Consider the following 24996-nt stretch of genomic DNA (forward strand, 5'->3'; position numbering starts at 1 on the left):
CCTGTGCGGCCCCTAAAAGGAATAGCGCGCGGCGATCAGCGCCTGCGCGGACCAGGTGGTGTCCAGATCGCCCGTGTCGAACGCATAGACGCCCGCACTGGCCGAGGTGGTGATCCGGCCGAAGCTGTGCCCATAGCTGGCGGTGCCGCCATAGGCCCAGACGCCGGCCGCCTGCGCAACGCCCGATTCGTAATAATTGACGAACAGGTTGCCGTCGATGGTCGAGACAGGCGACAGCTGGCGGTTGAGGAACAGCTGGCCATAGGCGCTCTGATCCTCGATCCCGTACAGCGTCACGCCGGGCACGTCGTCGCGGTTGAACAGCTTGCGATTGGCATAGCCGATACCGCCGCCATAGGTGGTGCGACCGCGCGTGACCGACAGCACCGCGTCGACGCCGCGCGCGCGATAGCTGGCGGTCTGGATCGACTGGAACACATCGTTCAGGCAGCCGCCCGGCGTCGCCCCGCTGGTCGAAAAGACGCAGCCGTTGAACTGCTGCGTGAAGGCATCGCGGGCGGAGATGAAGCTGGTCGGCAGCTGTTGCAGCCCGTTGCGCAACTGCTGGCCGAAGGTCGTGACGCTGTCATAGACGCTCACCGCCATTCCGACATGTTCGGACGCTTGATAGGTCGCAAGGCCGCTGTAGCTGATCGACCCGAAGCGCTTGCCGACGCGCGCCTCCGCCGACACGCGGCGGTTGGGGCGCCAGACGACACCCGCATCGTAATAGACGCCGTCGGTGCGATAGGCGATCTGGCGCGGCGCGGCGCTGTTGGTCACGAAGCGGCCATCGCCATCGACCACCGGCTGGCCCGCCGCATTGGTCAGCGCCGGGCGATTGCTCGTCTCGATCCGTTCGTAGCCGACACCTGCGGTCAGCGCGACATAGGGCGATACCGGCAACAACGCGTCGCCGCGCACGCGCCAGCCCTCGTAGCGACCATCGAGCTGGCCCGCATCCTCGCGGTCCCAGCCGGCGCTAGCGGTCAGGCCGACGGGCAGGACCTGGCCCGGCCGCACGCCCGCGCTGATCCCGGCGGACTGGTTGAAGGCGGTATCGTAATAATCGAAGCGCGGCTGGCCGGGGCCGACGCCGACGAAGCTGGGGCTTTCGACCTTCGTATAGCCCGCCAGATAGCTGGCGGCGACCGCCACCGGCCCGACGTTTGTCGCGTAGCTGGGGCCGGCATAGACCGAATAGATCTGGCTGATGTTGTCGACATTGCCGACCAGCACGCCCGGCGCCGCACCGCGGATGTCGGCACGCGCGCGCGTCGCGATGCCGCCCGCTTCCAGCGTCAGGCCGCGCGCGACCTTCGCGGAGACGCGCGCCAGACCGGTGTGGACGTCCGAATCGCCGATCCGGTCGTCCCAGGCGATCCGCCGTTCGTAGCGATAGGACAGCTGCCCGTTCACCCGCGCGGTATTGGCGGCCAAATCGATCCCGGCCGCGATGGTCGAATAGGTCAGCACATCGCCGTTGTTGAGGTCGGCGTCGAGCACCTGCCCCAGTTCGATATAGGGCGTCGCGGTGACGCGCCGTCCCTGCGCCTCGGCCGATCCGGCAAATGCACAGGCACCCAGCGCCAGCCCCAGAGAGATAGACCGCATCACTTGCCCCCCTCCTGACCGTAATAGGTGCCGTAGCGTCGTCCGCCGGGCACGAACGACACGGCGTTGAGCACCAGCGCGATCTCGTCGCAGCCATCGAGCCGCTGCACCGCCTCGCGCAGTTCGTTTTCGGGCGTGTCGTCGGCGCGCACCACCAGCATGACCTGCCCGACCAACATCGCCAGCACCGCCGCGGGCGAGGCGGCAAGCGCGGGCGGCGAATCGAAGATCACGATGCGGCGCGGATTGGCGTCGAGCAGGCGCGATAGCACCGTCCGTGTGCGCGCGGAGGCGAGCAGTTCGGTGTCCGTCGCCGTCTTCGTCCCCGCGGGCAGGATCGACAAGCCGCCGATATCGGTGCGGATGACGAGATTTTCGACATCGATCCGGCTGTCGGCCAGCGCGTCGAGCAACCCCGGCTGTTCGGCGAGGCCCAGGCGCGCCAGCACGTCGGGCTTGGCGAAATCGGCGTCGACCAGCAGTACCTCGGTATCGCGCTCCATCGCCATCGAGAGCGCGAGATTGACCGCGCAGAAGGTCTTGCCGTCGCCCGGTCGCGCCGAACAGACGAGCACGGTCCGCGCCTTGTCGCCCTGATGGCCCTGCGCAATGCGTTCGCGCGTGATCAGCAGTTGGCGCTTGATGAGGCGAAATTCCTCGGCGAGCGGCCCCACCGGCGCGCCGGGCACGATCATCCCGGCTTCGGCCAGCATGCCGCGATCGATGCCGGCGATGTCGCTCAGCTCGGGCGTTTCGTAAAAGGCCGGCGGCAGCTCCTGCCCCACGGGCGCGCGCAATTCGGGCGGGATGGCGAGGAAGGTCGGATCGTCGATCGGCGCCGCCGCCTGCCATGCCGGCTCTTCGGCGACCGGTGCCGGCTCCACGTCGGGCGCGGGCATGGGTGCCGACACGGCGTCGTCCTGCGCCGGATCGCCGGCGTCCTTCACCGGCGCGCGGAACCCCGCGCTGAAATCATAGGCGCGCGCGGCCCGTTCGAGCAGCGAATCGCGGCGGATGGGCTTGTGCATCATATCGTCCCCGTCACGCCGCCAGACCGCGTTGCAGCACTTCGACGCCGAGCAGCAGCACATAGGCCGCCACCAGCCCCGCGGCACCGCCCGCGAAGATTTTCAGGCGCTTCGCCCGCTGCTCCGCCTGAACGCGCGTCACGACTTCGCCGATCGCGCCGATCACCGGCATGCCGGTCGCCTTTTCCAGCCGTGGTGCGGTGGCAAAGGTCGCGCGCAGCTGACCCATCGCGAACGCCGCACCGATGCCCGCGCCCAGCCCCGCAATGAGGACGCCGGTGAGCAGCAGCATGCGGTTGGGCGCGGTCGGCGCACGCGGCACCGTCGGCGGGTCGATGACCGAGAATTTGACGTTGTCCGTCCGCGTCGCCGCCTGCCCGCGGAGCGCAACCTGCTGGCGCTGGGTGAGCAGCTGATCGTATTGATCCTTCAGCACCTGATAATCGCGGTCGATCTGCCCTTGTTCGGCGGCGACCGCCGGGTCCTGCGACAGTTTCGCGGTCAGCTGGTCGAGATCGCCCTGCAACTGCGCCTTGCGCATCCGCAGCCCCGCGACCGCCGATTGCTTGTCGGCGAGCATCGATTGCAGCGACTGGTAGACCGGATTGGGCGTGCCCGCAGGCCCGGCACCCGCCGGCTCCCGCTGCGCCGCCGCCTGCGCGACGGCAAGCTGGCGCTTTAGCGCGATCACGTCGGGATGCTGGTCGGTATAGCCCCGCGCCCGCGCATCGGCGAGCTGACCCTGGATGGCCGCCAGCGCCGCACGCGCCGGTCCAGCGGCGATGCCGCCGGTGCCCGCAACCGTCTGCGGCGTACCCGCCATCTGCGCCTGCAACGTTGCGAGGCTCGACTGCGCGGTGGCGAGATCGCCATCGACCTGCGCCATCTGCGCGCGCGACGCGCCGATCCGGTCGGCGACCGTACCGGTCCCGGGCAGCGATCCGAGGTAGCGCGTCTGGAAATCGGACCGCTTGGTGTCCGCATCCGACAGCCGCTTCTGCAGCTGCGCCAGCTGCGCATCGAGGAAGTCGAGGCTCTGCGTCGTCTGGCTGCGATCGCGGCCCAGGTTGGTTTCGACGAAGATGTCGATCAGCTTCTGGGTGATCTGCTGCGCCAGCTTGGGGCTGGCCGCGGTGGTGGTGATCTGGAACAGATTGTCCTGCTGGCTTTCCACCTTGATCGCCTGCGCGAGGCCCGCGACGCGATCGGCGACGTCGCGGTCGCTCGACACGGTCTGCGCAAGGTCGGTGCCGCGTACCACCTTTTCCAGGTTCACCGCGCTGACCAATGTCTGGCGGATCGTGTCGACGTCCTTCTGCTGCGTCTGGGGGGCGGCATCCATCGACGCAGGCAGGATCGACTGCATCTGCACGAACACGCGCGCCCGCGATTCGTAGCGGCTCGGGATCTGGCTCACCACGAACCAGCCGAGCACGCACACGCCCCAGGCGACCGCCAGCGCCAGCCAGCGCCGGGTCCAGATCGCATGGAGCGCGAGGCGCGCTTCGTCGTAGAGGCCGTTCATCCGATCAGAACATCGATTCGGGGATGATGATGACGTCGCCGGGCTGCAGGCTGACGTTGGCGCTCGAATCACCGCGCTTCAGCAGATCGGCAATGTGCAGCTGATATTCGTGCTGTTCGCCGGTATCGCGATCGTGCCGGATCAGCTTCGCCTTGTTGCCGGCCGCATATTGGCTGAGGCCGCCGACCGCGATCATCGCATCCAGCAGCGTCATGTTGGCGCGATAGGGGATCGACGCAGGCTTTTCGGTCGCGCCGATCACGCGCACCTGCTGGCTGTAGGTGCCCGAGAAATTCTCCACGATCACCGACACGCGCGGGTCGGTCACGTACTGGCTCAGCGCCTTCTTGATGTCGGCGGCAAGCTGCGCGGGCGTCTTGCCGACCGCGGGCATGTCGTTGATCAGCGGCGTGGTGATGCGGCCATCAGGGCGCACCTGGACCTTGGCGGTCAGTTCCGGCTGGCGCCAGACGAAGACGTTGAGCTGGTCGAGCGGGCCGATGACATATTCCTCGCCCGGCTGTTCCTTCGATGCGACATAGCTGGCGGGCGGCAGTTCGGGATGGCTGGCGCCGCCACCGACGCATCCGCCGAGCGCGCTGGACGCGGCGCCGATGGCGAGCAGGACACGGACGGACTTACCGGAACGCATGCAATGTCTCCTGACGCCCATGGACCGCCACGCACACGTGAGATCAAGGGCTTGAGCGATGGCTATGGCGCGAGAGAGGTGAAGATAGCGTTAGTGACGCTGCAGGGAAGGCCACCGTCGTCCCTCTCGCAACAGAATGACGGCGCGGGTATGCTGGCCGGATGACACGGCTTTTCCTGCCCACCGGCCTCATGCTGGCGCTTACGCCGGTGGCGGCGGGTGCGCAATCCGCCCCGCCGTTGACCGGCCTTCAGATCGTCGCCGTCAGTTCCGCGACGCAGTCCGAACGGATCGCCCCCGACCAGACGCACACCAACCGGCCACATACCGGGCCGATCAGCGTCGTCGTGCAGGAAATCGGCATCGGCCGGGCGCGTGTCGTTCGCATCGACGGTGCGGTCGCGGCCCCACCCTCCACCCAGCGCCCCTTGTGCGGCAGCGCGGTGACCGCGGGCGCCTGCCGCCCCGGCGAGCCGATGACGGGCGTGGAGATCACCTACCATCTCGGCCCCTTGCGCAAGGGCGCGACGGTCGCGTTGCAGGACACGTCCGCCAACCTGCCGGCGGTAACGCTCGACACGACGATCACGATCGACTGATCCCGCGCAGACCAATACCGACGCGGTAGCATTAATTCCTCCCCCGCCAGGGGGAGGTGGCATGCCGAAGGCATGACGGAGGGGGAGGACGCGCAAACCGATATGTCGCTTCCCCCCTCTAGCACGGCTTCTCCGTTCCCCTGGCGGGGGAGGAATTGGCGGCGGCATACCTGAATGCCGATTTCCCCTAACCCGCGACGATCTCCACCGCGGGCGGATGCCCCAGAAAGCCGGACGGACTGGCGCTGGCACCATAGGCCCCCGCCATGAAGATCGCGATCAGGTCGCCCGCGTCGGCATGCGGCAGCGCGATCCGGTCGCCCAGCCGGTCGAGCGGCGTACACAGCGGCCCCACCACCGACACCGTCTCGTCGCCCACGCCGCCCACGCCGCCCACGTCGCGCGCCAGCGCAAGCGGATAGTTGCGCCGTACCACCGTGCCGAAATTGCCCGACGCGGCGAGCTGGTGATTGAGGCCGCCATCGGTGACCAGGAACGTCTCGCCTTGGCTCTCCTTGCGATCGACGATCCGCGTCAGATAGACGCCCGCCTCCGCCACCAGCCAGCGCCCCAGCTCGATCGCGAAGCGGGCCTGTCCCAGAACGGCGGGCCGCGTGGCCAGTGCCTCGCTCAGCGCCGCGCCCACCGCCTCGACGTCCAGCGGCACGTCGCCGGCGAAATAGGGCACGCCGAACCCCCCGCCCAGATTGACCAGCGGCGGCGCGGCGCCCGCCTCGTCGGCGAGTCGCGCAGCAAGCGCCAGCGTCGCGGCCTGCGTCTCGGCGATCGCGCCGGCATCCAGCGCCTGACTGCCGGCATAGATGTGGAAGCCCCGCCAGTCCGCCCCGCTCGCGACGATCGCGCGGACCAGCGCTCCCGCGCGGGCGGCATCGACGCCGAAAGGCGACGGTCGCCCGCCCATCCGCATGCCCGAACCGCGCAATTCGATGTCGGGATTGACCCGCACCGCCAGCTGCGGCGCGATGCCGAGCTCCTCACCCAGTCGCAGCGCCCGCGCCGCCTCGCCGTCCGATTCGACGTTGAGCGTCGCGCCTGCCCGGATCGCCGCGCGCAACTCGACATCGCGCTTGCCCGGCCCGGCGAAGCTGATCGCCGACGCGGGCTTCACCGCCAAGGCCTTCTCCAGCTCGCCCCCCGACGCGACGTCCAGCCCGTCGACCAGCGACGCAACCCGGTCGAGCAGCGCGGGCAAGGGGTTGGCTTTGATCGCATAATGCAGATCCACGTCGGGGAAGGCCGCCCGGAACCGCGCCACCCGCGCCGCGACGATGCCGACGTCATAGACGAAGACGGGCGTCGCCTCCGCCCAGTCGTCCGCAGGTCGTCCTGCGATCGTCAACCTGCCGCGCTGCCCGGCAAATTCGGGCGGCAGCGTCCCCATCGGCTTCATGCTCTCGTCTCCGTCCGGATCGCCGCCCGGTCCAGCTTGCCGTTCGCGTTGCGCGGCAATTCCTCGCGCCAGTCGTAGCGCGCCGGCTGCATGAAGCTCGGCAGCAGCCCGCGCAACCGCGCGCGCAAGGCGTCTTCGCCCGCCGGATCGCCCGCCAGCACCACCACAATCGCCTGACCGGTGCGCAGATCGGGCACGCCGACCGCCACCGCCTCGCGCGCCTCACCACCGGCGAGTACCGCTTCCTCCACCTCCAGCGGACTGATCCGGTTGCCCGCGCTCTTGATCATCTCGTCATCGCGCCCGACGAAACGCAGCAGGCCGTCCGCGCCCTCCAGCACCGTGTCGCCCGACCAGACCGCCATGCCACCGCTCGCCATCCACGCGGGCGCCGGACGAAAGCGCTGCGCAGTCCGCTCCGCATCGCGCCAATAGCCCTGCGCGACCAGTGGCCCGGCGTGGACGAGTTCGCCCGGCTCGCCGACCGCGCGCGTCCCGTCCGCCTTCACCACCGCCACCTCGGCAAAGGGGATCGCCCGGCCCATCGCATCGGGATGCGCATCGATCAGCGCCGGGTCGAGCCATGTCGACCGGAACGCCTCGGTCAGGCCGTACATCGCCACCAGGTCCGCCTGCGGGAAGCGCGACCGCAGGCCGCGCACCAGCCGCTCCGTCAGCGCGCCGCCCGAATTGGTCAGCCGCCGCAGCCGCGCCGCCGTCTCCGCCGGCCAGTCCGCCTCCAGCAGTTGCACCCACAACGGTGGCACCCCGGCCAGCGTCGTCGCCTGCGTGCGCTCGACCGCCTTCACCACGTCGCGCGCGGTCAGATAATCGAGCGGTGCTACCGCGGCCCCGGCATACCAGCTCGAAAGCAGCTGATTTTGCCCATAGTCGAACGACAGCGGCAACACCCCCAACACGCGATCCGTGGGCGACAGGCGCAGATAATGCGCGACCGACACCGCCCCGATCCACAGGTTCGCATGGCTCAGCATCACGCCCTTCGGCCGCCCCGTCGACCCGGAGGTGTAGAGGATCGCCGCCAGCGATGCCGGATCGCGGTTCGACCGTCCCGGCCCGGCATCCGCCATCGGCACCGCGTCCGCCTCGACCAGCCGGCAATCATCGGGCCGGTCACCAGCCTCCAGCGTAGCCGCGCGCGCCGCCTGCGTCACGAGCAACGCCGCGCCACTGTCCGCCAGGATGTGCGCCACCTGCGCCCGGCGCAGCGCCGGGTTGACCGGCACATGCACCAGCCCCGCCCGCGCCGCAGCGAGCGGCATGACGCACGCCAGCGCCGTCTTGGGTAGCCATGTCGCGACCCGCGCCCCCGGCGCCAATCCAGACGCCGCAAGCCAGCCTGCGACGCTCGCCACCGCCGCCTCCATCTCAGCGAAGCGCCACGTCCGCGTGCGCTCGATCAGCGCCGGGGCGTCGGGGTCTCCCCGCAGGAGATGGTCGATCGGAAACGGTGTCGGGTCTGGCGCCATATCCCCTCATAGCGTCACGTTATTGCCGAATGCAGCCCCAGCCTCTAACGCAGCCGCGCACGTCCCCGATCGAAGGCCGAACGCTTTGCTTCCCGAAGGCTACACCCAGGTCGAAACCACCGTTCGCGCCGTCCTTGCCGATGTGCTGGGCCTCTCGCCCGAGCGGGTCGCGGACTTCCGGGCGACGACGCCGCTGTTCGGCGCGCTGCCGGAACTCGATTCGATGGCGGTCGCGGGCGTCCTGACCGAGATCGAGGATCGGCTTGGCATCCTGATCGAGGATGACGAGGTCGATGGCGACATGCTCGAAACTTTCGGCGCGCTCGTCGAATTTGCCGCGGGCAAGGCGCTGGTCTAGCGTCGGGCGGCATGGCGCCGCGCATCGATCATTACGACTGGAGCGGCGGCCGCGAGGTGCTGCTGCGCTTCGGCCCCGACACCGGGCCGGTGGTCATCCTCGCCCTGCCCCTCTTCGAAGAAGCCAACCGCACGCGCACCTTCGCCGTCGGCCTGTTGCGCCGACTAGCCGAACGCGGGATCGCCGGCCTGCTGCCGGACGTGCCGGGACAGGGCGAGAGCGTGGTGCCGCTTGCGGGACTGTCCGTGCCGCGCATGGCGGAAGCCCTGACGGCTTTGACCCATCGTTGCCTCGCCAACGACCGTCGCGCCTATGCGGTCGGCATACGCAGCGGCGCCCTGCTCGACACCCTCGCGCCGTGTAGCGGCCGATGGCATCTTGCACCCCAGGACGGAGACTCGCTGCTACGCGACCTGCACCGGACGTGGCGGGCGGCGGGTAACGACGGCGATCGGGAGGCAATGATGCACGGCGCAGATGCCGTCGAGGTTGCAGGCAACGTCCTGTCGCCGGACCTGCTCGCGTCGTTGGCCGCCGCCACCCCCTTCGATCAACCCGGCACGCCCCGCCGCGTCGTGCGCCTGTCATCCGATCCCGCCCCCGCCGACCGTCACATCGACGCAGCCCCACTCTGGCGCCGCGTCGAACCAGGCGACGACCCTGCCCTCGCCGACTTGCTCGCCGACGACATCGCCGCCTGGATCGCCGCATGCGAAGCCTGATCGCCTTCCCCTGCGCGGGCGACACGCTGATCGGTACGCTCGACGCCGCACCCGGCACGACCGGCCTGCTCATCGTCTCCGGCGGCAACGAAATCCGCTGCGGCGCGCATCGCGGCATGGCGCTCCTCGCACAGTCGGTGTCAGCGGCGGGCCATCCGGTGTTTCGCTATGACCGCCGCGGCATCGGCGACTCGACCGGCGAAAACTGCGGTTTCCTGTCCGCTCGAGACGATCTGATCGCCGCAACCGCCGCCTTTCGCGCCCACGCCCCACAGGTCGACCGCATCGTCGGCTTCGGCAATTGCGACGCGGCGAGCACGCTCGCGCTGTTCGGCCGCGACGCCGGCATTGATCGCCTGTTGCTCGCCAACCCCTGGACGATCGAGGACAACGACGCCCTGCCCCCTGCCGCCGCGATCCGCGCGACCTACCGCCAGCGTCTCACCGACCCCACGGCATGGCGCCGCCTGCTCACCGGCCGCATCGACCTCGCCAAGGCAATGAAGGGCCTGCGCAAGGCCGCCGCCTCATCGCCGCAAGCGCTCGCCACCCGCGTCGTCTCTGCGATCGAAACTTGGGGCGACGCGGCGACCATCTTGCTCGCCAGCGGCGACGCCACCGCGAAAGCCTATGCCGCTGCCGCGCGCCACCTGCCCGCGACGCGGATCGACACCGGCTCGCACAGCTTCGCCCGGGCGGAAGACCAGCGCGCGCTCCGCAACGCCGTCCTCTCCGCCCTCGCCTATCGTTAGACGCAACGCGACCAACTCAGCGTTATCCCTGCGCAGGCGGGGATTCCGATTAAATCGCACTTCAAGAGCCGCCAACGACCCCAGCCTACGCTGGGGAGACGTTTCGCGGCGGAAGCGGCAGCGAAGCGCTTACTCCGCCGCCTCTGCCATCTCAGCGAACTCCGCCGCCGCCAGAAACCGCTCGGCATCCAGCGCCGCCATGCAACCGGTGCCCGCCGCCGTCACGGCCTGCCGGTACACCTTGTCCGCCACGTCGCCGCACGCGAACACGCCTGGCACGCTGGTGCGCGTCGAGCCGGTCTCCACCGCGATATAGCCATCGTCGTCGAGCGCCAGATGGCCGCGGAACAGCTCGGTCGCCGGATGATGGCCGATCGCGACGAAGCCGCCCTGCACATCGAGCCGCGAATGCTCGCCGGTCTGCGTATCCTCCAGCTCCAGCGCGACGAGGCCCGCGGTGCCGCCACCGTCGACGAACTCGCGGACTTCCTTGTTCCACAGCACTGTGATGTTGGGATGCGCGTGCAGCCGCTCCTGCAGGATGCGCTCGGCGCGTAACGTGTCGCGGCGGTGGATCAGCGTCACGTCATCACTGTGGTTGGTGAGGTAGAGCGCCTCTTCGACCGCAGTGTTGCCGCCGCCGATCACCGCGACCTTCTTGCCACGATAGAAAAAGCCGTCGCAGGTCGCACAGGCGCTGACGCCCTTGCCCTTCATCGGCTCCTCGCTCTCGATGCCCAGCCATTTGGCCTGCGCGCCGGTGGCGATCACCAGCACCTCGCCTTCATACACGTCGCCGCCATCGCCGATCAGGCGGAACGGGCGCTTCGACAGGTCGACCTCGACGATCGTGTCCCACATCAGCCGCGTGCCGACATGTTCCGCCTGCTTCTGCATCTGCTCCATCAGCCAGGGCCCCTGGATGACGTCGGCAAAGCCCGGATAATTCTCGACGTCGGTCGTCGTGGTCAGCTGACCGCCGGGCTGGATGCCCTGCACGACGATCGGCTGCATCCCCGCCCGCGCGCCATAAATCGCGGCGGACAGTCCCGCAGGCCCCGAACCGAGGATCAGCATGCGGGTGGTATGAGTGGTCATGGAAAAGTGCCTGTCGGATGAAAGAGTCGTGGACCGATCTAGGCGATCGGCCCACGATTTTGAACCATCCGATAGGCAAAGGCGCGCTATTAGAAGCGCGCGGTCGCCCCCACGACGATCTGCCGACCGAGCAGGTCGTAGCGGAACAGCGTATTGCTACGCAGCAGGCCCAGCACGTTGCGCGAGTCGGGAAGCAGCGGCGGGTCGCGATCGAACAGGTTGTTCACCGACACCCGCAGCGCAAAGCGCTTGGCGATATCGAAGCTGGTGGACAGATCGATGTAATCGTACGTCGGCACGCCCGTGTAGAACCGGCGGAACTGCGCCGTGTTCGCCGGAATGCCGGTGTCGGCCGGCGCGTTGTAGCTAAGCGTCATGCCCGAGATGTGCCGCCAGTTGAGCGACACGCTCGCCACCTTGTCGGCGCTGGTCCAGGTGGTGCGCAGGCCGTGCGACCAGCGCGGCATGCTTTCGCCACAGCCCGGCCCGTAATAGCCGACGCAATTGCGCGGCGTGGCATCGGGCGTATCCTGGCTGCCGACGCGGGTCGTCAGCGTCCCGTTGAACGACGTGTCGAGCGACCCCGCCCCCGCCAGGCCCAGCGTATACTGCCCCTGGAAGTCCCAGCCATGCGACTGGGACTTGTAGCTGTTGCTCGTCCCGCGCGCATAATAGCCGGTCGTCGGATTGCCGCCCGGCGCGCTGTTCAGCGTGTAGGTGCCGGGGTTTCGCACGATACCGCGACAGTAATATTGCAGCCCCGTGGTCAGACACCCGTTGAGGAAGTCGTTGACCTGGAAGAAGTTGATCGAGTCATTCAAGTTGATGATAAAGCGATCCGCCGACACCGTCAGCCCGCGGACGAAGCGCGGGCGCAGGATCACGCCGAACGTCTTGGTATAGGCGGTTTCGGGCTTCAGGTTGAACCCGCCGTTGCGCACGGTGCAGCCGGTGTTAAGCGCCGAACAGTCCAGCGTCGCGCTGCCGTACAGATTGTCGGGCAGGCCGGTGCGACGGCATTGCTCGATCGACGCCGTGGGTGCGACCCGCACGTTGGGGTTCGACGAATTGGGATCGCGGGTCGATGCGCACGGATCGTTCGGACCCGACGTCGTATAGTTGACGTTGCTCGCCTGATCCGCCTCGATCACCGTCGGCGCGCGCTGCGCCTTGTTGAACGACGTGCGGAAGCCGATGTCGGCGATCGGCGCCCAGATGCCCTCGACCTTCCAGGTGTTGAAGGTGCCGTTCAGCCGGTTGTACTTCGACACACGATAGCCGCCGTTGACCTGCAACAGGTCGGTGTACGGCTTGTGCTCGATCAGCGGCGCCTGCACCTCGACGTTCGATTCGACGACGTTCTGCGTGAAACGCGCGTCGGTGCCGCCGTTGCTGGCGCGGAACTGGGCATCGGCGCTGCTCTTGTACAGTTCGGCGCGGAATTCGCTGGCGAAAGCGACCGCGACGCCCTGCTCCGCGAGCGGCGAGGTGATGCCGTACTTTCCAAGGTCACCGTTCAGGACCGCGAGCGCCTGCCACATCAACGACGTGCTGTTCTGCGACCCGTCGGTGCTGGTGAACATATAGTCGTTCAGCGCCAGGTTGCTGTTACCTGGGATGAAGGCGTTGAACGGCACGCAGGCGCGGTCGGCACCGCTGACCACCGACGCGCAGGTCGGCGTGCCGTTGACGTTCACCACGTTCAGCGACCGGTTGACGCGGTCGTAATCCGGTTGCGACGGGTAGATCGTCTTGGCGCGCATCATCGAATAGACGCCCGCGATGTCGTACCGCCAGGCATCGTCGAGCACCTTGCCGCGCAGGCCGCCCGCAATGCGCACGCCCCGGTTCTCGAACCCCGTCTCGACCAGCGGCAGCGCATCGAAGCGATAGCGGACGTCGAGCGGCACGAGCCCGGTCGTCCGCGTACCGCACAGCGTCGTGCGCTGCGACGCCGACAGGAACGGATTATCGCAGTTGGTCTGATACGCCGGCGCGCCATAGGCGCTGTACGAATAGACGCGGTTGGGTAGCGTGTTGAACGACCGGTCGCGATAGAACATCGCGGTCGAGTACAATTCGATGTCGCTTGAAATCCTGGCGTTCAGGAAGGCGCCGGTGTTCAGGCGATTGAACGGCCGCTGGAATGCCAGTTCGTCGAACGGATTGGTCGAGGTGCCGGGACCGGAGTTATACGGCACGAACCGGCCCGACCCGCTGGGATCGTTGACCAACGTACTGCCCACACCGATCCCGCCCGGTACGATCGTGCCCGCCTGCGTATAGGTACTCCGCGTGCAGTTGAGCACACCGGTCGCGATCGTCTGCGTGACTTCGCACGCCGACAGCGACCGGTCGCCCAGGTTCACCTGGTCCGACTGGCGATAGTTGAGGTAGCCCGACAGGCTGACCGCCCCGTCCAGGAAGGTCTTGCCCGCGGTGAGCGTCACGTTCGCCCGACCGCCGTCGTTGGTCCAGCCCTGCTTGGCCGGGAAGAAAGCCCGACCCGCCGCTTCGGTCACCGGATTGGCGCGATTGTCGTGGTTGAAGAAGCTGTAGTTGCCGGTCAGCGCGATGCCGTTGAAGTCCTTCTTCAGCACGAAGTTGACGACGCCTGCGACCGCGTCCGATCCATAGACCGACGAGGCACCGCCCGACAGAACGTCGATCCGCTCGACCAGCTCGTTGGGGATCAAGCTGACGTCCATGCCGTTCTGGATGCCAAGCCGCAGCCCGTCGACCAGCGTCAGCGTGCGTTCGAAACCCAGGCTGCGCAGCTTGATACGCTGGCGGCCGTCGGAATCGGCGTAATTCTGTTCGGCGTTGGCCTGCACCTGCGGCAAACGGTTCATCACCTCTTCGATCGTCGTCGCGCCTTGGGCAGCGATGTCGGCGACCGTGACGGTGGTGATCGGTGCCGCGGAGCGGTTGTTCGGCCGCGCGATGCGCGTGCCCGTCACGATGATGTCCTGCGATTTGTCTGCGTTGACCGAATCGTCGCGTGCCCGATCGGCGGCGAGCTTCGCAGAAGCGACCGGATCGCCGATCTGGGTCGCAGCGTCCTGATCGGTCGTGACCTGGGCGTGCGCCGGCATGGCGAGCAACGCCGCCAGACAACAGGTGGAGGCGAGTATCCCCTTGTACATCATCATATTCTTTCCCCTTCGTGATCCGGGGATGATTGCATTTCGCCGCGACCGATCAGCGCGAATGTCCGTGTGTCATCGCCACGGATCACCCGGTTACAGCCAACAATAAAGGACAGCATAGCGCCCCTTATTTGCTTGCGGTTTGTTTGAAACCACCCCTCAGAACCATCGTGGTCTCACTCCTTTCAGATCAATACAATACCAATTTGCGCAAAGCTGCTTCAAATTGTGAGGTTTGGCCACGCGCCGGCCGGCAGGCGTGTGATAAGATATCGGATGGCGTGTACATAAGCGGTGGCATGCGGCATGCATCCAACCGCCGGGCGGGACGTTGGCGTCCGGACGAGCGGAGGGACTGCGACGTGAGCGACGACCAGACGATCAGCACCGAACCTTACACCGGTCCCGCCGGTGGCTGGGGATCGATGAAGTCGGTTGCGGAGATTAACCTTCGCGAGAAGGTGCGGCCGGAAACCGCGCGCGAGCTGACCCGGCTGAACAAGCCCGGGGGCGTCATGTGTGTCTCGTGCGCTTGGGGGAAGCCGGCGCATCCGCATATCGCCGAATTCTGCGAAAACGGCGCGAAGGCCACCGCGTGGGAACTGACCACCTATCGCACCACCCCCGAATTCTTCACGCAGCATACCGTCAGCGACTTGCGCGGCTGGAAGGATTACGATCTGGAACAGGCCGGGCGCCTGACGCATCCGATGAAATATGACTCCGCCACCGATCGCTATGTCGCGGTCAGCTGGGCGGAGGCGTTTGCTGATATCGGCACGCATCTGAAGCGCTACGATCCCAAGAAGGTGATCTTCTACGCGTCCGGCCGCGCGAGTCTGGAAACGAGCTACATGTGGGCGTTGATGGCGCGCCTGTACGGCAGCCAGAACCTGCCCGATTCCTCCAACATGTGTCACGAGACGACATCGGTCGGCCTCAAGTCTGCAATTGGTTCGCCCGTCGGCACGATCCATTTGTCGGATTACGACCAGTGTGACGCTATTTTCTATTTCGGCCAGAATCCGGGGGTGAACTCACCCCGCTTTCTTCACCCCTTGCGCAGTTGCGCCAAGCGGGGCGTCGAGATCGTGGTGTTCAATCCGCTGAAGGAACGCGGCCTCGAACGCTTCACCGATCCCCAGAACCCGATCGAGATGGCGACGCGCAAGTCGACACCGATCGCCACGCAATATCATCAGGTGAAGGCCGGCGGCGATATCGCCGCTCTCGTCGGCATCTGCAAATACGTCATCGAGGCGGACGACCAGTGCCAGCGGATCAATGCCCCCGCGATCCTCGATCACGCTTTCATCGCCGAGCATACCACGGGGTTCGAGGCGTTCGCCGACATGGTCCGCGCGACCGACTGGGCAACGCTGGAGCATGAAAGCGGCATCACCCGTCAAGACATGGAGGCCGCCGGGGCCGTCTACGCCAAGTCGAAGCGGGTCATCTGCGTCTACGGCATGGGCCTGACCCAGCACGTCCACGGCATCGACAACCTCCACACGCTGGTGAACCTGATGCTACTGCGCGGCAACGTCGGCAAGCCCGGCGCCGGCTTCGGCCCGGTCCGCGGCCACAGCAACGTGCAGGGCCAGCGCACCGTCGGCATCACCGAAAAGCCCGAGCTCGCCCCGCTCGACCGGCTGCAGCAGCTCTATGACTTCGATCCCCCGCGCGACAAGGGCTGGGACACGGTCGAGGCGTGCGAACATATCATCGACGGCAGCGCGCAGGCGTTCCTGGGCCTGGGCGGCAACCTCGCCCGCGCGGTGCCCGATACCGCACGGATCGAGCCGGCATGGCAGACGCTAGACCTCACGGTCAGCATCGCGACCAAGCTCAACCGCACGCATCTGTTGCCCGGCAAGACCTGCTACCTTCTCCCCTGCCTGGGCCGGATCGAGACCGACGAACAGGCGACCGGACCGCAGGCGGTGACGATGGAGGACAGTTTCAGCCGCATCTATGGCAGCCGCGGCCGCGCGACGCCGGCGGCGGAGACATTGCTCAGCGAACCCGCGATCCTCGCCGGCATCGCCAAGGCGACGCTTGATCCCAACCCGAAGGTGGATTGGGACGCGTGGGTCGGCGATTACGGCCTCGTCCGCGACGCGATCGAGGCGACCTATCCGGACAAGTTCGCCCGCTTTAACGAACGAATGTGGATCCCCGGCGGCTTCTGGAAGGGCGTGCCGGCCGCCCACCGCCAGTGGCTCACCGACAGCGGTCGCGCCGAATTCAACGTACCAAGCGCGTTGAACGCCACCGGTTTCAAGGACGCCCCCGGCCGCTTCCGCCTGATGACGCTGCGCTCGAACGACCAGTTCAACACGACCGTCTATGGCTATCACGACCGGTTCCGCGGCATCAAAGGCACGCGCGACGTCGTGCTGATGAACCGCGCCGACATGGCGGAACTGGGCCTGGCCGAGCACGACAAGGTCGATTTGGTCGGCGACGAGGGCACCAACGGCGACAAGCGCGTCGATGGCCTGCTCGTCGTGCCCTATGACATTCCGCGCGGCTGCCTGGGCGGCTATTACCCCGAATGCAACATCCTGATGCCGGTCACGCACAAGGCCGAACAAAGCCATGTTCCGGCGGGGAAATCCGTGCCGGTGCGGGTGGAGAAAGCGGCCTGATCCTCGCCGCGATCCTCGCCGGCGGCCAGTCGAGCCGCTTCGGCAGCGACAAGGCCGCCGCGCTGTGGGACGGCCGGCCGCTGCTGTCGCATGTCCGCGACGCCTGCGCACGCTGGGCCGACGCGGTGGTCGTCGTGGGGCGAGAGGGCGGAATCGCGGATCGCCCTGCCCCCGGCCTTGGCCCGCTCGGCGGCATTGCGGGCGCGTTGCACCACGCAGCGACGCAGGGCTTCGACAGCGTCCTGACGGTGCCTTGCGACACCCCGTACCTGCCCGAGGCGCTCGTCGCTTCGCTGCTGCGCCGCGCGCCCAGCTATTGCAGCGACGCGCCGGTCATCGGCCACTGGCCCGCCGACCTCGCCGACGCACTCGTCGACCATATCGCGCGCGATGCCCGACGCTCGGTGCGCGGCTGGGCGCAACAGATCGGCGCGCTGCCGATCGCCGCGCCGGGGCGGATCGCCAACGTCAACACACCCGAGGATCTCGCCGCGCTGTGAGCGTGTCGCGGCCCGAGCCGATCCGGGTGCTCCACGCCGATGGCCGCGCCACGAGCGGACTGCGCGACGTCGCGGTCGAGGCCCCCGTCGCGATCGAGGTCGACGGCCTGGGCTATGCGGTGATGATGATGACGCCGCGCGATCTCGACGTCTTCGCGCTCGGCTTCATGTTGACCGAACGCCTCGCCGACACCGCCGCCGACGTCGAGGATATCGACGTCTTCGCGGCAGAGGCGGGCTGGATCGTCCGGATTGCGCTTGCCGCGCACTGCCGCCCCCGCATCCGTGATCGCGTCCGCCATCGCAGCAGCGATACGGGATGCGGCCTGTGCGGGATCGCCAGCCTGGAACAGCTTGCCCGGCCCGTGCGCCAGCGGCCGCCCCGCCCTGCCGTCGAGCCGGCCGCGATCTTTGCCGCGCTGGCGGCGATTCGCGCGCACCAGCGCCTCAACGCCGCGACTGGCGCCGTCCATGCCGCTGCCGCCTGCACCGCCGATGGTGCAATCGCAGCAATCTTCGAGGATGTCGGCCGCCACAATGCGCTCGACAAGCTGATCGGCTCGCAGGCGCAGGCGAGCGCAGGCTCGGCCTTCACGCTCGTCACCTCGCGCATCAGCTTTGAAATGGTCGACAAGGCGCTGGTCGCGGCGACGCCGCTGCTGGTCGGCATCTCCGCCCCCACCAGCTTCGCGCTGGATCACGCCCGCACCCACGGTCTGACGCTGATCGCGCTCGCGCGGTCCGACGCGATGCTGGTGATGAACGATCCGTTTTGCGCCTTCGCCTAAGCGCGCCAGTCCCAGACGTGATCGGACCAATAGCGCACGCTGGCGACCCAGTCGGCAATGCCACCCGTCACCATGTGGCGATATGCCCCGTCGAGCCATACGCTGTCGGACAGGACCAGAACCATCAGAACCGCCGCCCACAGCACGCCGCGATGCATCGGCTGCGGCTTGCGGACCAGCTTCACCTCGGTCGCCCGGCGCTCCGCCAGACGACGCTCGGGCCCCGAATGGGGCTGCTTGGCGACCCGCCGATCGGCGGTCCGACGTTCATTGGAAAAGTGATAGGGCATCGACGCGACCCGAACCGACCAGCGCCTACCATCGCACGGCAATGGTGAACAAAGCGTTCCGTCTGTCGATGGCGTCACACGCGCGGCGCTACCGATGTGGTAGCGGAGGAGGGACTTGAACCCCCGACCCCAGGATTATGATTCCCGTGCTCTAACCAGCTGAGCTACTCCGCCCCGCCGTGTGGAGGGGCGCCTATAGGAGCGGGATGCGGCCCCCGTCAAGCGAACATGTGACGGGAAAGTGCTTCCCATGGACCGCCACGATACCACCATGCCGCCAGCCCCGCGATTTCGACGTCGCGGGGGGCGAAATCGCGCGACAAAGCGGTCAGCAGCAGCTTCGCGATATTGGGCTGGACCTTGTTCTAGACGGTGACGTGCGGGCGCCAGCCCCCGGCGTCCTGCGGCGTCAGCAGGCCCGTAAAGGCGTCGGCCAGATCGCGCCGGATCGCGACCAGATCGGGCGATTCGATCCGATAGGCGACGCCGCGCCCCAGCGACATCAGCCCGCCGACGCGCGCCTGCGGCGCCCGCACGCCGCGGGTCAGGCCGGTCAGGCGATGCTTGATCTCCCCCTCTGCCGAGGGCGGCAGGTGATGGAAGAGCGTCAGATGCGCGGCCAGCACGTTGCGTTCGGGCGGAAAGTGCGCCGCCCGCTGCGCGTCGAACCAGCCTTGGTCGCGCCGCCCGAACAGGGCCGTCACGATGATGGGCGCCGGCTCGGTCAAATCTCCACCTGGCTGCCCAGCTCGACCACGCGGTTCGTCGGCAGGCGGAAGAACTCCATCGCGCTTTCGGCGTTGCGCAGCATCCAGGCGAACAGCTTTTCGCGCCACAGCATCATGCCCGGTCGTTCGGAGGCGAGCAAAGTCTGGCGCGACAGGAAGAAGCTGGTGTCCATCATCTTGAAATCGGTGCCGCAGCCATGGACGCGCTTGAGCGCCGCCGGCACGTCCACCTCCTCCATGAAGCCGTAGCGCAGGACGAGGCGGTAGAAGCCCTCGCCCATTTCCTCGCGCGTGGCGCGGTCGGTTTCCGGCCAATAGGGTTGCTGGACGATCTTCACGGTCAGCAGGATGATTCGCTCGTGCAGCACCTTGTTGTGCTTCAGATTGTGAAGCAGCGCATGCGGCACGCCATCGGCGCTGGAGGTCATGAACACCGCCGTGCCCGACACGCGGCTCGCCGAATTGATCGCGGAGGTGATGAACACCTTGGTCGGCATCGCCGCCTCGCGCAGCCGCTCCATCATCAGCGTCCGCCCCTTCGACCAGGTCGTCAGGAAGGTGAAGACGATCAGGCCGATCATCAGCGGGAACCAGCCGCCATCGGGCACCTTGGTCAGGTTCGCGGCGAAATAGGCGCCGTCGACCAGGAAGAACAGGCCGAGCAGCGGCGCCGCGGCATAGAGCGGCCAATTCCACAGCCGGGTTAATGCGACGCCGAGCAGGCACGTATCGATGAACATCGCCCCCGTCACCGCGATGCCATAGGCCGAGGTGAGGTTCGACGAGGTGCGGAAGAACAGCACCAGCAGGATTACCATCGTCATCAACAGCCAGTTGATGAGCGGGATATAGATCTGCCCCACCGTCGCCGCGCTGGTATGTTCGATGCGCAGCCGCGGCATGAAGCCCAACTGGATCGCCTGTTGCGTGACGGAGAAGGCGCCGGAGATCACCGCCTGGCTGGCGATGATCGCCGCCATGGTCGCCAGCAGCACCAGCGGCAGCTGCAGGCTGTCGGGTGCGAGCATGTAGAACGGGCTGCGCAGCGCCGCCTCGCCTTCGCGGAACAGCAGCGCGCCCTGCCCCAGATAGTTGCACATCAGCGCGGGCAGCACGAACCCCAGCCACGACAGGCCGATCGGCTTGCGCCCGAAATGCCCCATGTCCGCGTACAGCGCCTCCGCCCCCGTCACCGCAAGCACGACGGAGCCGAGCGCCAGGAACGCGCGGACCGGGTCGGCGAGGAAGAAGTGGATCGCGTGGTGCGGCGAAAACGCCCACAGGACGTGCGGCGTCTGGACGACGCTGAGCAGCCCCAGCACCGCGATCACCCCGAAATAGACGAGCATGATCGGCCCGAAGATCAGGCCGATTCGCGCGGTGCCGCTGCGCTGGACCCAGAACAGCGCGATTAGGATCGCGAGCACGATCGGCAGCACCAGCCCAGAGAAGGCCGGCGCCGCGATCGCCAACCCCTCGACCGCGCCGAGTACGGTCACCGCGGGTGTGATCATCGAATCGCCGTAGAACAGCGAGGTGGCGAAGACGCCGAGCAACACGATGCCGGTCGACCAGCGCTTGCTCTTCGTCCGCCCCGACACGAGCGCGAGCAGCGCCAGGCTGCCCCCTTCCCCATTGTTGTCGGCGCGCATGATGATGGCGACGTACTTGATCGTCACCACGATCATCATCGACCAGAACATCAGGCTCAGCACGCCCATGATGTGCAGCGGATCGAGCGCGAGCTTGTGATGCCCTGCGAAGGTTTCGCGGAAGGCATAGAGCGGACTGGTGCCGATATCGCCGAAGACGATGCCGATCGCACCGACCGCCAGCTTCAGCAGGCCATCGCTGTGGTGAACGGGGGTTTCATCCTCCGCGCGGGCGTCGGGAGGGGCTGCCGGTACGGGGCTGCTCACGAGCGGCTCGATCGGTCCGTCGGTACGCGACCGGCGTTGTTCGCAAGCTGTTGCATCGGCGCTGCCTTAGCATGGCCTGAACGGCGGGAGCAACGGCGGCGGAAGGCGACCAGAGGCCTCGCGCAGGCCATGAAGCGTCACCCTACATCGCGCGTTGCCCGGCCGCGCGAGCGCGTACCGCATTGGAAGCAAACGCGAGTTAGGGCCTGCGAAAGACCTCACGAATCACGAAATGCGACGCCAGCCGGGTGACGCCGGGCAGCCGCGACAGCGTTTCGCGGTGGATGCGTTCGAACGTATCGTCGCGCCGCACCTCGACGTGGAGCATATAGTCCGCCTCGCCGCTCATCAGAAAACAGTCGCGGATTTCGGGGACGTCGACGATCTGGCGCTCGAACGCGGCCATCGTCTCCTCGCGCTGGTCGCGCAGCGTCACGTTCACCATCACGACGCTGGGATTGCCGCGCGCCGCCTTGCTGAGAACGGCGCGGAAGCCGGCGATCAGCCCGCGATCCTTGAGCGATCCGACGCGCCGATGCGCGGCGCTGGGCGACAGACCCACCTTCTCTCCCAGTTCGGCGCTGGTGAGGTCCGAACTGACGAGCAATTGTCCGAGGATCTTCTGGTCGAGGGCGTCGAGCATGATCCTCGCTCTACAACTCCCATTCACGCAAGGAAATCCCGCAGTGGCCGCTGACAGGCAATGACATTGCAAGCCTCTCCCGCCCTGCGCGTAGTAAGAGCGCCGTCGGAAGAGGAGATTCCCATGCGCATCGGTGTTCCCAAGGAAATCAAAAACCACGAATATCGCGTCGGCCTGACCCCGCCGTCGGTCGCCGAACTGGTCGCCGCCGGTCATGAGGTGGTCGTTGAGACGAAGGCCGGCTCCGGCATCGATTTCGAGGACCAGGACTATATCGACGCGGGCGCGACGATCCTGGCCGATCCCGCCGCGGTCTTCGCTGCCGCCGACATGATCGTGAAGGTCAAGGAACCGCAGGCGAGCGAGATCGCGCTGCTCGAACCGCGCCACCTGCTGTTCACCTACCTCCACCTCGCCGCCGACAAGGCGCAGGCCGAGGGGCTGGTGAAGTCGGGCGCGACCTGCATCGCCTATGAAACGGTCACGGCAGCACGCGGCGGCCTGCCGCTCTTGAAGCCGATGAGCGAGGTCGCGGGCCGCATGTCTGTGCAGGTCGGCGCGCATTACCTCGAAAAGGAACAGGGCGGTCGCGGCGTCTTGCTAGGCGGCGTCCCCGGCGTGGCGCCGGCGAAGGTCGCGATTCTGGGCGGCGGCGTGTCGGGCGTCAACGCCGCGCAGATGGCGGTCGGCATGCGCGCCGATGTGACGATCTACGACATTTCGAACGATCGCCTCGCCGAACTCGACATGTTCTTCTCCAGCCAGATCAAGACGGCCTATGCGTCGAAGGCGGCGATCGCATCGGCGGTGAAGAACGCGCACCTCGTCATCGGCGCGGTGCTGGTGCCGGGCGCCGCGGCGCCGAAGCTGGTGACGCGTGAGATGATCAAGACGATGAAGCGCGGCGCGGTGATGGTCGATATCGCCATCGACCAGGGCGGCTGCTTCGAAACCAGCCATGCGACGACGCACGAAGACCCGGTGTTCGAGGTCGACGGCGTGATCCATTATTGCGTTGCCAACATGCCCGGCGCGGTCGCACGCACCAGCACCTTCGCGCTCAACAACGCCACGCTGCCGTTCGCGATCAAGCTCGCCAACATGGGCGCCGAAGCGGCGATGAAGGCGGACGCGCACCTCGCCAACGGTCTCAACGTCTATCACGGCAAGATCACGCATCATGCGGTGGCCGAGGCGCTGAACATGCCGTTCACCGGCTGGAACGGATAAGGAACAGGAATGTTGGGGTCTTCTGAAAGGAAGACCCCATGTCCACGACCGAGAATCCCAAGGACCACCCGACCGGCAACGCCGAAAAGAACCCCGACGACTGGACGACCGGCGACGAGGCGATGACCGGCGCGCAGGCGAGCTACCTCAAGACGCTGAGCGAGGAAGCCGGCGAAACGTTCGACGACACGCTGACCAAGGCGGAAGCGTCGAAGCGGATCGATGCGCTGCAGGAAGCGACCGGTCGCGGGAAGTAACGCGCCGCTTGCCTCGGTTAGCGCGGCAGTCGGCTACCGCGAGACACCTGATATTTGCTCGTCGCCCGTCATCGCGACCGTAGCGACCAGACACGGCGAAATTCGCGCTCGCCTCTCACATAACGGAGGCGAGCGCTTCTTATTAATCGCGGGCCAGCGTTGCCCCGCCGCCCCGCGTCATCGTCAGCATCGCCGGGTCCGCCGCATTATAGCGCCGCCATGGCACGGCGCCCTTGCCGTTGGGGTCACTCGTCTTGACGAAATTGACAAGATAGCGGCTCGCCACGGTCGCCGCGCCGCGATCGGTCGATGTGGTCGCCGCGCCATATTTGACGTCGGCCGTGTCGAAGAAGAACGGGATGTCGGTCGCATGCCCCGCCCCTGCACCGTCCGGCGTCGCCGCCGACGTCGCGACATAATCGAAGCGATAATAATAGACCGGCACGCCCTGCTTCGCGAGCAGCCCCGCGACCTCGCGTGCGCCCCCGATCATGACGCCATCCGGTCCGCCGATATCGTTGCTGGTCGCCCCCACCATCACCGGTACGTGCGCGAAGCGACCGGCGCGATAGGCGTCGCGGCCGTCGACGAAGGTACGGCCATCGGGCACCGGACCGCTGTACGTGCGCCCCTCGCCCTGCTGCTGCCCCAGGGTGGCGAGGTTGAGGCCGTCGACCACCTGCTCACCGGACAAAGCATGCAGTGCCGCCGAGGCCGCGGGGCCTGTACCGTCGATGCCCTTGGCGCGCGCAAAGGCGGTCGCCGCCGTCTCTGCGGTCGCTACGCTTGCGCCCTTATACGATCCGTCCCCGCCCGACTGGATGACCGCGGCGCGGAACAGGCCCCGCGCCGCGGGCGAAGTCAACATGGCGTGGACGGACATGCCACCCGCGCTTTCGCCGATGATCGTCACGGCATCGGGATCGCCACCGAAAGCCGCGACGTTCCGCTTCACCCAGCGCAGCGCGGCGAGCTGGTCGAGCAGGCCGAAGTCCACCTCGCGCGGTGTGGTGGCGAGTGCGGGATGCGCGAAGGTGCCGAAGCGCCCCAGGCGATAGTTGAAGCTCACCATTACGATGCCCTGCCGCGCCAACGCCGCGCCACTGTAGGTCGGCGGCGAGGACCCGCCGTTGACGAAGCCGCCGCCGTAGATCCACACCAGAACGGGCAGCTTGGCCCCCGCCTTGACGCCCTCAGGCCGCCATACGTTTGCGTAGAGGCAGTCTTCGGCCGGATCCGTGCCGAGCGGCGCTGCATCGCTGGGGAACGGCAGCTGCATGCAATCCGCCGCATAATGCGTGGCGTCGCGCGGCGCCGTCCAGGCCTGCACCGGCTGCGGTGGCTGCCAGCGCAACGCGCCCACCGGCGGGGCCGCGAACGGAATGCCCTTGAACGCGTCCACGCCCGCCTCCGTCGCGCCGCGTACCGGCCCACTGACGGTGCGCGCCTGCGGCACGGCTTGCGCCAGCGCGGTGCCGCTCGTGCCGGCGATCGCCAGGGCCAAGACAAAATGAAGGGGATTCAAGTTCATAGGGCGCTCCGGGTCACATCGCGGCGGGCGAGCCTCGCACGGCATGACCGGGCGGGCAACA

The 24996-nt window shown here is 67.4% G+C and carries 21 protein-coding genes, 1 tRNA gene and 1 pseudogene; 9 read left to right on the forward strand and 14 right to left on the reverse strand.

Annotation, left to right across the window (positions count from 1 at the left end; all coding sequences use genetic code 11):
• Positions 1-12 precede the first annotated feature (12 nt).
• The 4 genes from ACP690_RS05900 to ACP690_RS05915 are packed head-to-tail and all read right to left on the reverse strand — an operon-like array spanning position 13 to position 4819.
• Complete coding sequence (locus tag ACP690_RS05900; RefSeq protein ID WP_426260371.1) at positions 13-1614, reverse strand: hypothetical protein; 1602 nt, start codon at positions 1612-1614, stop codon at positions 13-15.
• Positions 1614-2645, reverse strand: coding sequence for an AAA family ATPase (locus ACP690_RS05905; RefSeq protein WP_426260370.1), 1032 nt, complete (start codon positions 2643-2645; stop codon positions 1614-1616). The genes ACP690_RS05900 and ACP690_RS05905 overlap by 1 nt, the downstream gene beginning before the upstream one ends.
• 10 nt (positions 2646-2655) lie before the next feature.
• On the reverse strand, positions 2656-4167 hold the full coding sequence (locus tag ACP690_RS05910; RefSeq protein ID WP_017978190.1) for an XrtA system polysaccharide chain length determinant: 1512 nt from the start codon (positions 4165-4167) through the stop codon (positions 2656-2658).
• A 4-nt stretch (positions 4168-4171) separates the two neighbouring features.
• A complete protein-coding gene (locus ACP690_RS05915; protein WP_017978189.1) occupies positions 4172-4819 on the reverse strand; it encodes an XrtA/PEP-CTERM system exopolysaccharide export protein in 648 nt (215 codons plus the stop codon).
• Between the two features lie 161 nt (positions 4820-4980).
• Here ACP690_RS05915 and ACP690_RS05920 point away from each other — a divergent pair, with 161 nt between their 5' ends.
• Positions 4981-5418, forward strand: coding sequence for a DUF4879 domain-containing protein (locus tag ACP690_RS05920; RefSeq protein WP_426260369.1), 438 nt, complete (start codon positions 4981-4983; stop codon positions 5416-5418).
• A gap of 187 nt (positions 5419-5605) precedes the next feature.
• On the opposite strand, the gene ACP690_RS05925 is transcribed toward ACP690_RS05920, so the two are convergent.
• Positions 5606-6829 carry a pyridoxal-dependent decarboxylase, exosortase A system-associated gene (locus ACP690_RS05925; RefSeq protein WP_426260368.1) on the reverse strand — a complete coding sequence of 408 codons (1224 nt, stop codon included), beginning with the start codon at positions 6827-6829 and terminating at the stop codon, positions 5606-5608.
• Positions 6826-8319 carry an acyl-CoA ligase (AMP-forming), exosortase A system-associated gene (locus ACP690_RS05930; RefSeq protein WP_426260367.1) on the reverse strand — a complete coding sequence of 498 codons (1494 nt, stop codon included), beginning with the start codon at positions 8317-8319 and terminating at the stop codon, positions 6826-6828. The genes ACP690_RS05925 and ACP690_RS05930 overlap by 4 nt, the downstream gene beginning before the upstream one ends.
• Before the next feature lie 85 nt (positions 8320-8404).
• On the opposite strand from ACP690_RS05930, the gene ACP690_RS05935 reads away from it, so the two are divergent.
• Genes ACP690_RS05935 through ACP690_RS05945 form a run of 3 tightly spaced genes read left to right on the forward strand, consistent with a single transcriptional unit; the run spans position 8405 to position 10151 of the window.
• Positions 8405-8677 (forward strand): acyl carrier protein, encoded by a 273-nt coding sequence (locus ACP690_RS05935; RefSeq protein WP_017978185.1) that lies wholly within the window; start codon positions 8405-8407, stop codon positions 8675-8677.
• An 11-nt stretch (positions 8678-8688) separates the two neighbouring features.
• A complete protein-coding gene (locus ACP690_RS05940; RefSeq protein WP_426260366.1) occupies positions 8689-9399 on the forward strand; it encodes a hypothetical protein in 711 nt (236 codons plus the stop codon).
• Positions 9387-10151, forward strand: a complete 765-nt coding sequence (locus tag ACP690_RS05945; RefSeq protein ID WP_426260365.1) for a hydrolase 1, exosortase A system-associated — start codon at positions 9387-9389, stop codon at positions 10149-10151. The genes ACP690_RS05940 and ACP690_RS05945 overlap by 13 nt, the downstream gene beginning before the upstream one ends.
• 129 nt (positions 10152-10280) lie before the next feature.
• Here ACP690_RS05945 and trxB read toward each other — a convergent pair whose 3' ends face one another.
• Both trxB and ACP690_RS05955 read right to left on the reverse strand, forming a co-directional pair.
• Entirely contained in the window at positions 10281-11249 is a 969-nt protein-coding gene (gene trxB, locus ACP690_RS05950) for a thioredoxin-disulfide reductase (protein ID WP_147034968.1), read from the reverse strand.
• Positions 11250-11338: 89 nt separating this feature from the next.
• Positions 11339-14401, reverse strand: coding sequence for a TonB-dependent receptor domain-containing protein (locus ACP690_RS05955; RefSeq protein WP_426260364.1), 3063 nt, complete (start codon positions 14399-14401; stop codon positions 11339-11341).
• A 359-nt stretch (positions 14402-14760) separates the two neighbouring features.
• On the opposite strand from ACP690_RS05955, the gene ACP690_RS05960 reads away from it, so the two are divergent.
• From ACP690_RS05960 to fdhD, 3 genes are read left to right on the forward strand one after another with little or no spacing between them, the layout of a single operon-like run.
• Complete coding sequence (locus ACP690_RS05960) at positions 14761-17049, forward strand: FdhF/YdeP family oxidoreductase (RefSeq protein WP_426260363.1); 2289 nt, start codon at positions 14761-14763, stop codon at positions 17047-17049.
• Positions 16956-17549 carry a molybdenum cofactor guanylyltransferase gene (gene mobA / locus ACP690_RS05965; RefSeq protein WP_426260362.1) on the forward strand — a complete coding sequence of 198 codons (594 nt, stop codon included), beginning with the start codon at positions 16956-16958 and terminating at the stop codon, positions 17547-17549. The genes ACP690_RS05960 and mobA overlap by 94 nt, the downstream gene beginning before the upstream one ends.
• On the forward strand, positions 17546-18337 hold the full coding sequence (fdhD, locus tag ACP690_RS05970) for a formate dehydrogenase accessory sulfurtransferase FdhD (protein WP_426260361.1): 792 nt from the start codon (positions 17546-17548) through the stop codon (positions 18335-18337). Before mobA ends, fdhD begins: the two co-directional genes overlap by 4 nt.
• Here the strand turns inward: fdhD and ACP690_RS05975 are convergent.
• The 5 genes and pseudogenes from ACP690_RS05975 to ACP690_RS05995 all read right to left on the reverse strand — a co-directional run bounded on the left by ACP690_RS05975 (position 18334) and on the right by ACP690_RS05995 (position 21917).
• A complete protein-coding gene (locus ACP690_RS05975) occupies positions 18334-18627 on the reverse strand; it encodes a hypothetical protein (protein ID WP_426260360.1) in 294 nt (97 codons plus the stop codon). The two genes, fdhD and ACP690_RS05975, sit on opposite strands and share 4 nt — an antisense overlap.
• Positions 18628-18724: 97 nt before the next feature.
• Positions 18725-18801: transfer RNA gene (locus ACP690_RS05980), tRNA-Met, on the reverse strand.
• Between the two features lie 44 nt (positions 18802-18845).
• Positions 18846-19355: pseudogene (locus tag ACP690_RS05985) on the reverse strand (2'-5' RNA ligase family protein).
• Positions 19352-21274, reverse strand: a complete 1923-nt coding sequence (locus ACP690_RS05990; protein WP_426260359.1) for a potassium transporter Kup — start codon at positions 21272-21274, stop codon at positions 19352-19354. Before ACP690_RS05990 ends, ACP690_RS05985 begins: the two are co-directional and overlap by 4 nt.
• Before the next feature lie 199 nt (positions 21275-21473).
• The gene (locus ACP690_RS05995) at positions 21474-21917 is read right to left on the reverse strand and encodes an Lrp/AsnC family transcriptional regulator (protein ID WP_017978174.1); all 444 of its coding nucleotides are present in this window, start codon (positions 21915-21917) and stop codon (positions 21474-21476) included.
• Between the two features lie 123 nt (positions 21918-22040).
• On the opposite strand from ACP690_RS05995, the gene ald reads away from it, so the two are divergent.
• Both ald and ACP690_RS06005 read left to right on the forward strand, forming a co-directional pair.
• On the forward strand, positions 22041-23147 hold the full coding sequence (ald, locus tag ACP690_RS06000) for an alanine dehydrogenase (RefSeq protein WP_294315525.1): 1107 nt from the start codon (positions 22041-22043) through the stop codon (positions 23145-23147).
• Positions 23148-23185: 38 nt separating this feature from the next.
• On the forward strand, positions 23186-23404 hold the full coding sequence (locus tag ACP690_RS06005; RefSeq protein WP_017978172.1) for a DUF3072 domain-containing protein: 219 nt from the start codon (positions 23186-23188) through the stop codon (positions 23402-23404).
• Between the two features lie 142 nt (positions 23405-23546).
• Here the strand turns inward: ACP690_RS06005 and ACP690_RS06010 are convergent, their stop codons facing one another.
• Positions 23547-24935, reverse strand: a complete 1389-nt coding sequence (locus tag ACP690_RS06010; RefSeq protein WP_426260358.1) for a carboxylesterase/lipase family protein — start codon at positions 24933-24935, stop codon at positions 23547-23549.
• Between the last annotated feature and the right edge of the window lie 61 nt (positions 24936-24996).

It is taken from the genome of Sphingomonas sp. DC4900, assembly GCF_049896485.1.
GTDB classification, from domain to species: Bacteria; Pseudomonadota; Alphaproteobacteria; order Sphingomonadales; family Sphingomonadaceae; genus Sphingomonas; species Sphingomonas aquatilis.

What these genes read in the sequence shown, in the direction of transcription:
- ACP690_RS06005 (WP_017978172.1), top strand. Translation starts at nt 23,186, where the DNA reads ATGTCCACGACCGAGAATCCCAAGGACCACCCGACCGGCAACGCCGAA.
- ACP690_RS05910 (WP_017978190.1), bottom strand. Translation starts at nt 4,167, where the DNA reads ATGAACGGCCTCTACGACGAAGCGCGCCTCGCGCTCCATGCGATCTGG.
- mobA (WP_426260362.1), top strand. Translation starts at nt 16,956, where the DNA reads ATGCAACATCCTGATGCCGGTCACGCACAAGGCCGAACAAAGCCATGT.
- ACP690_RS05925 (WP_426260368.1), bottom strand. Translation starts at nt 6,829, where the DNA reads ATGAAGCCGATGGGGACGCTGCCGCCCGAATTTGCCGGGCAGCGCGGC.
- ACP690_RS05945 (WP_426260365.1), top strand. Translation starts at nt 9,387, where the DNA reads ATGCGAAGCCTGATCGCCTTCCCCTGCGCGGGCGACACGCTGATCGGT.
- ald (WP_294315525.1), top strand. Translation starts at nt 22,041, where the DNA reads ATGCGCATCGGTGTTCCCAAGGAAATCAAAAACCACGAATATCGCGTC.
- ACP690_RS05905 (WP_426260370.1), bottom strand. Translation starts at nt 2,645, where the DNA reads ATGATGCACAAGCCCATCCGCCGCGATTCGCTGCTCGAACGGGCCGCG.
- ACP690_RS05920 (WP_426260369.1), top strand. Translation starts at nt 4,981, where the DNA reads ATGACACGGCTTTTCCTGCCCACCGGCCTCATGCTGGCGCTTACGCCG.
- ACP690_RS05900 (WP_426260371.1), bottom strand. Translation starts at nt 1,614, where the DNA reads ATGCGGTCTATCTCTCTGGGGCTGGCGCTGGGTGCCTGTGCATTTGCC.
- ACP690_RS05940 (WP_426260366.1), top strand. Translation starts at nt 8,689, where the DNA reads ATGGCGCCGCGCATCGATCATTACGACTGGAGCGGCGGCCGCGAGGTG.
- ACP690_RS05995 (WP_017978174.1), bottom strand. Translation starts at nt 21,917, where the DNA reads ATGCTCGACGCCCTCGACCAGAAGATCCTCGGACAATTGCTCGTCAGT.
- ACP690_RS05930 (WP_426260367.1), bottom strand. Translation starts at nt 8,319, where the DNA reads ATGGCGCCAGACCCGACACCGTTTCCGATCGACCATCTCCTGCGGGGA.
- trxB (WP_147034968.1), bottom strand. Translation starts at nt 11,249, where the DNA reads ATGACCACTCATACCACCCGCATGCTGATCCTCGGTTCGGGGCCTGCG.
- ACP690_RS05975 (WP_426260360.1), bottom strand. Translation starts at nt 18,627, where the DNA reads ATGCCCTATCACTTTTCCAATGAACGTCGGACCGCCGATCGGCGGGTC.
- ACP690_RS06010 (WP_426260358.1), bottom strand. Translation starts at nt 24,935, where the DNA reads ATGAACTTGAATCCCCTTCATTTTGTCTTGGCCCTGGCGATCGCCGGC.
- ACP690_RS05955 (WP_426260364.1), bottom strand. Translation starts at nt 14,401, where the DNA reads ATGATGATGTACAAGGGGATACTCGCCTCCACCTGTTGTCTGGCGGCG.
- ACP690_RS05915 (WP_017978189.1), bottom strand. Translation starts at nt 4,819, where the DNA reads ATGCGTTCCGGTAAGTCCGTCCGTGTCCTGCTCGCCATCGGCGCCGCG.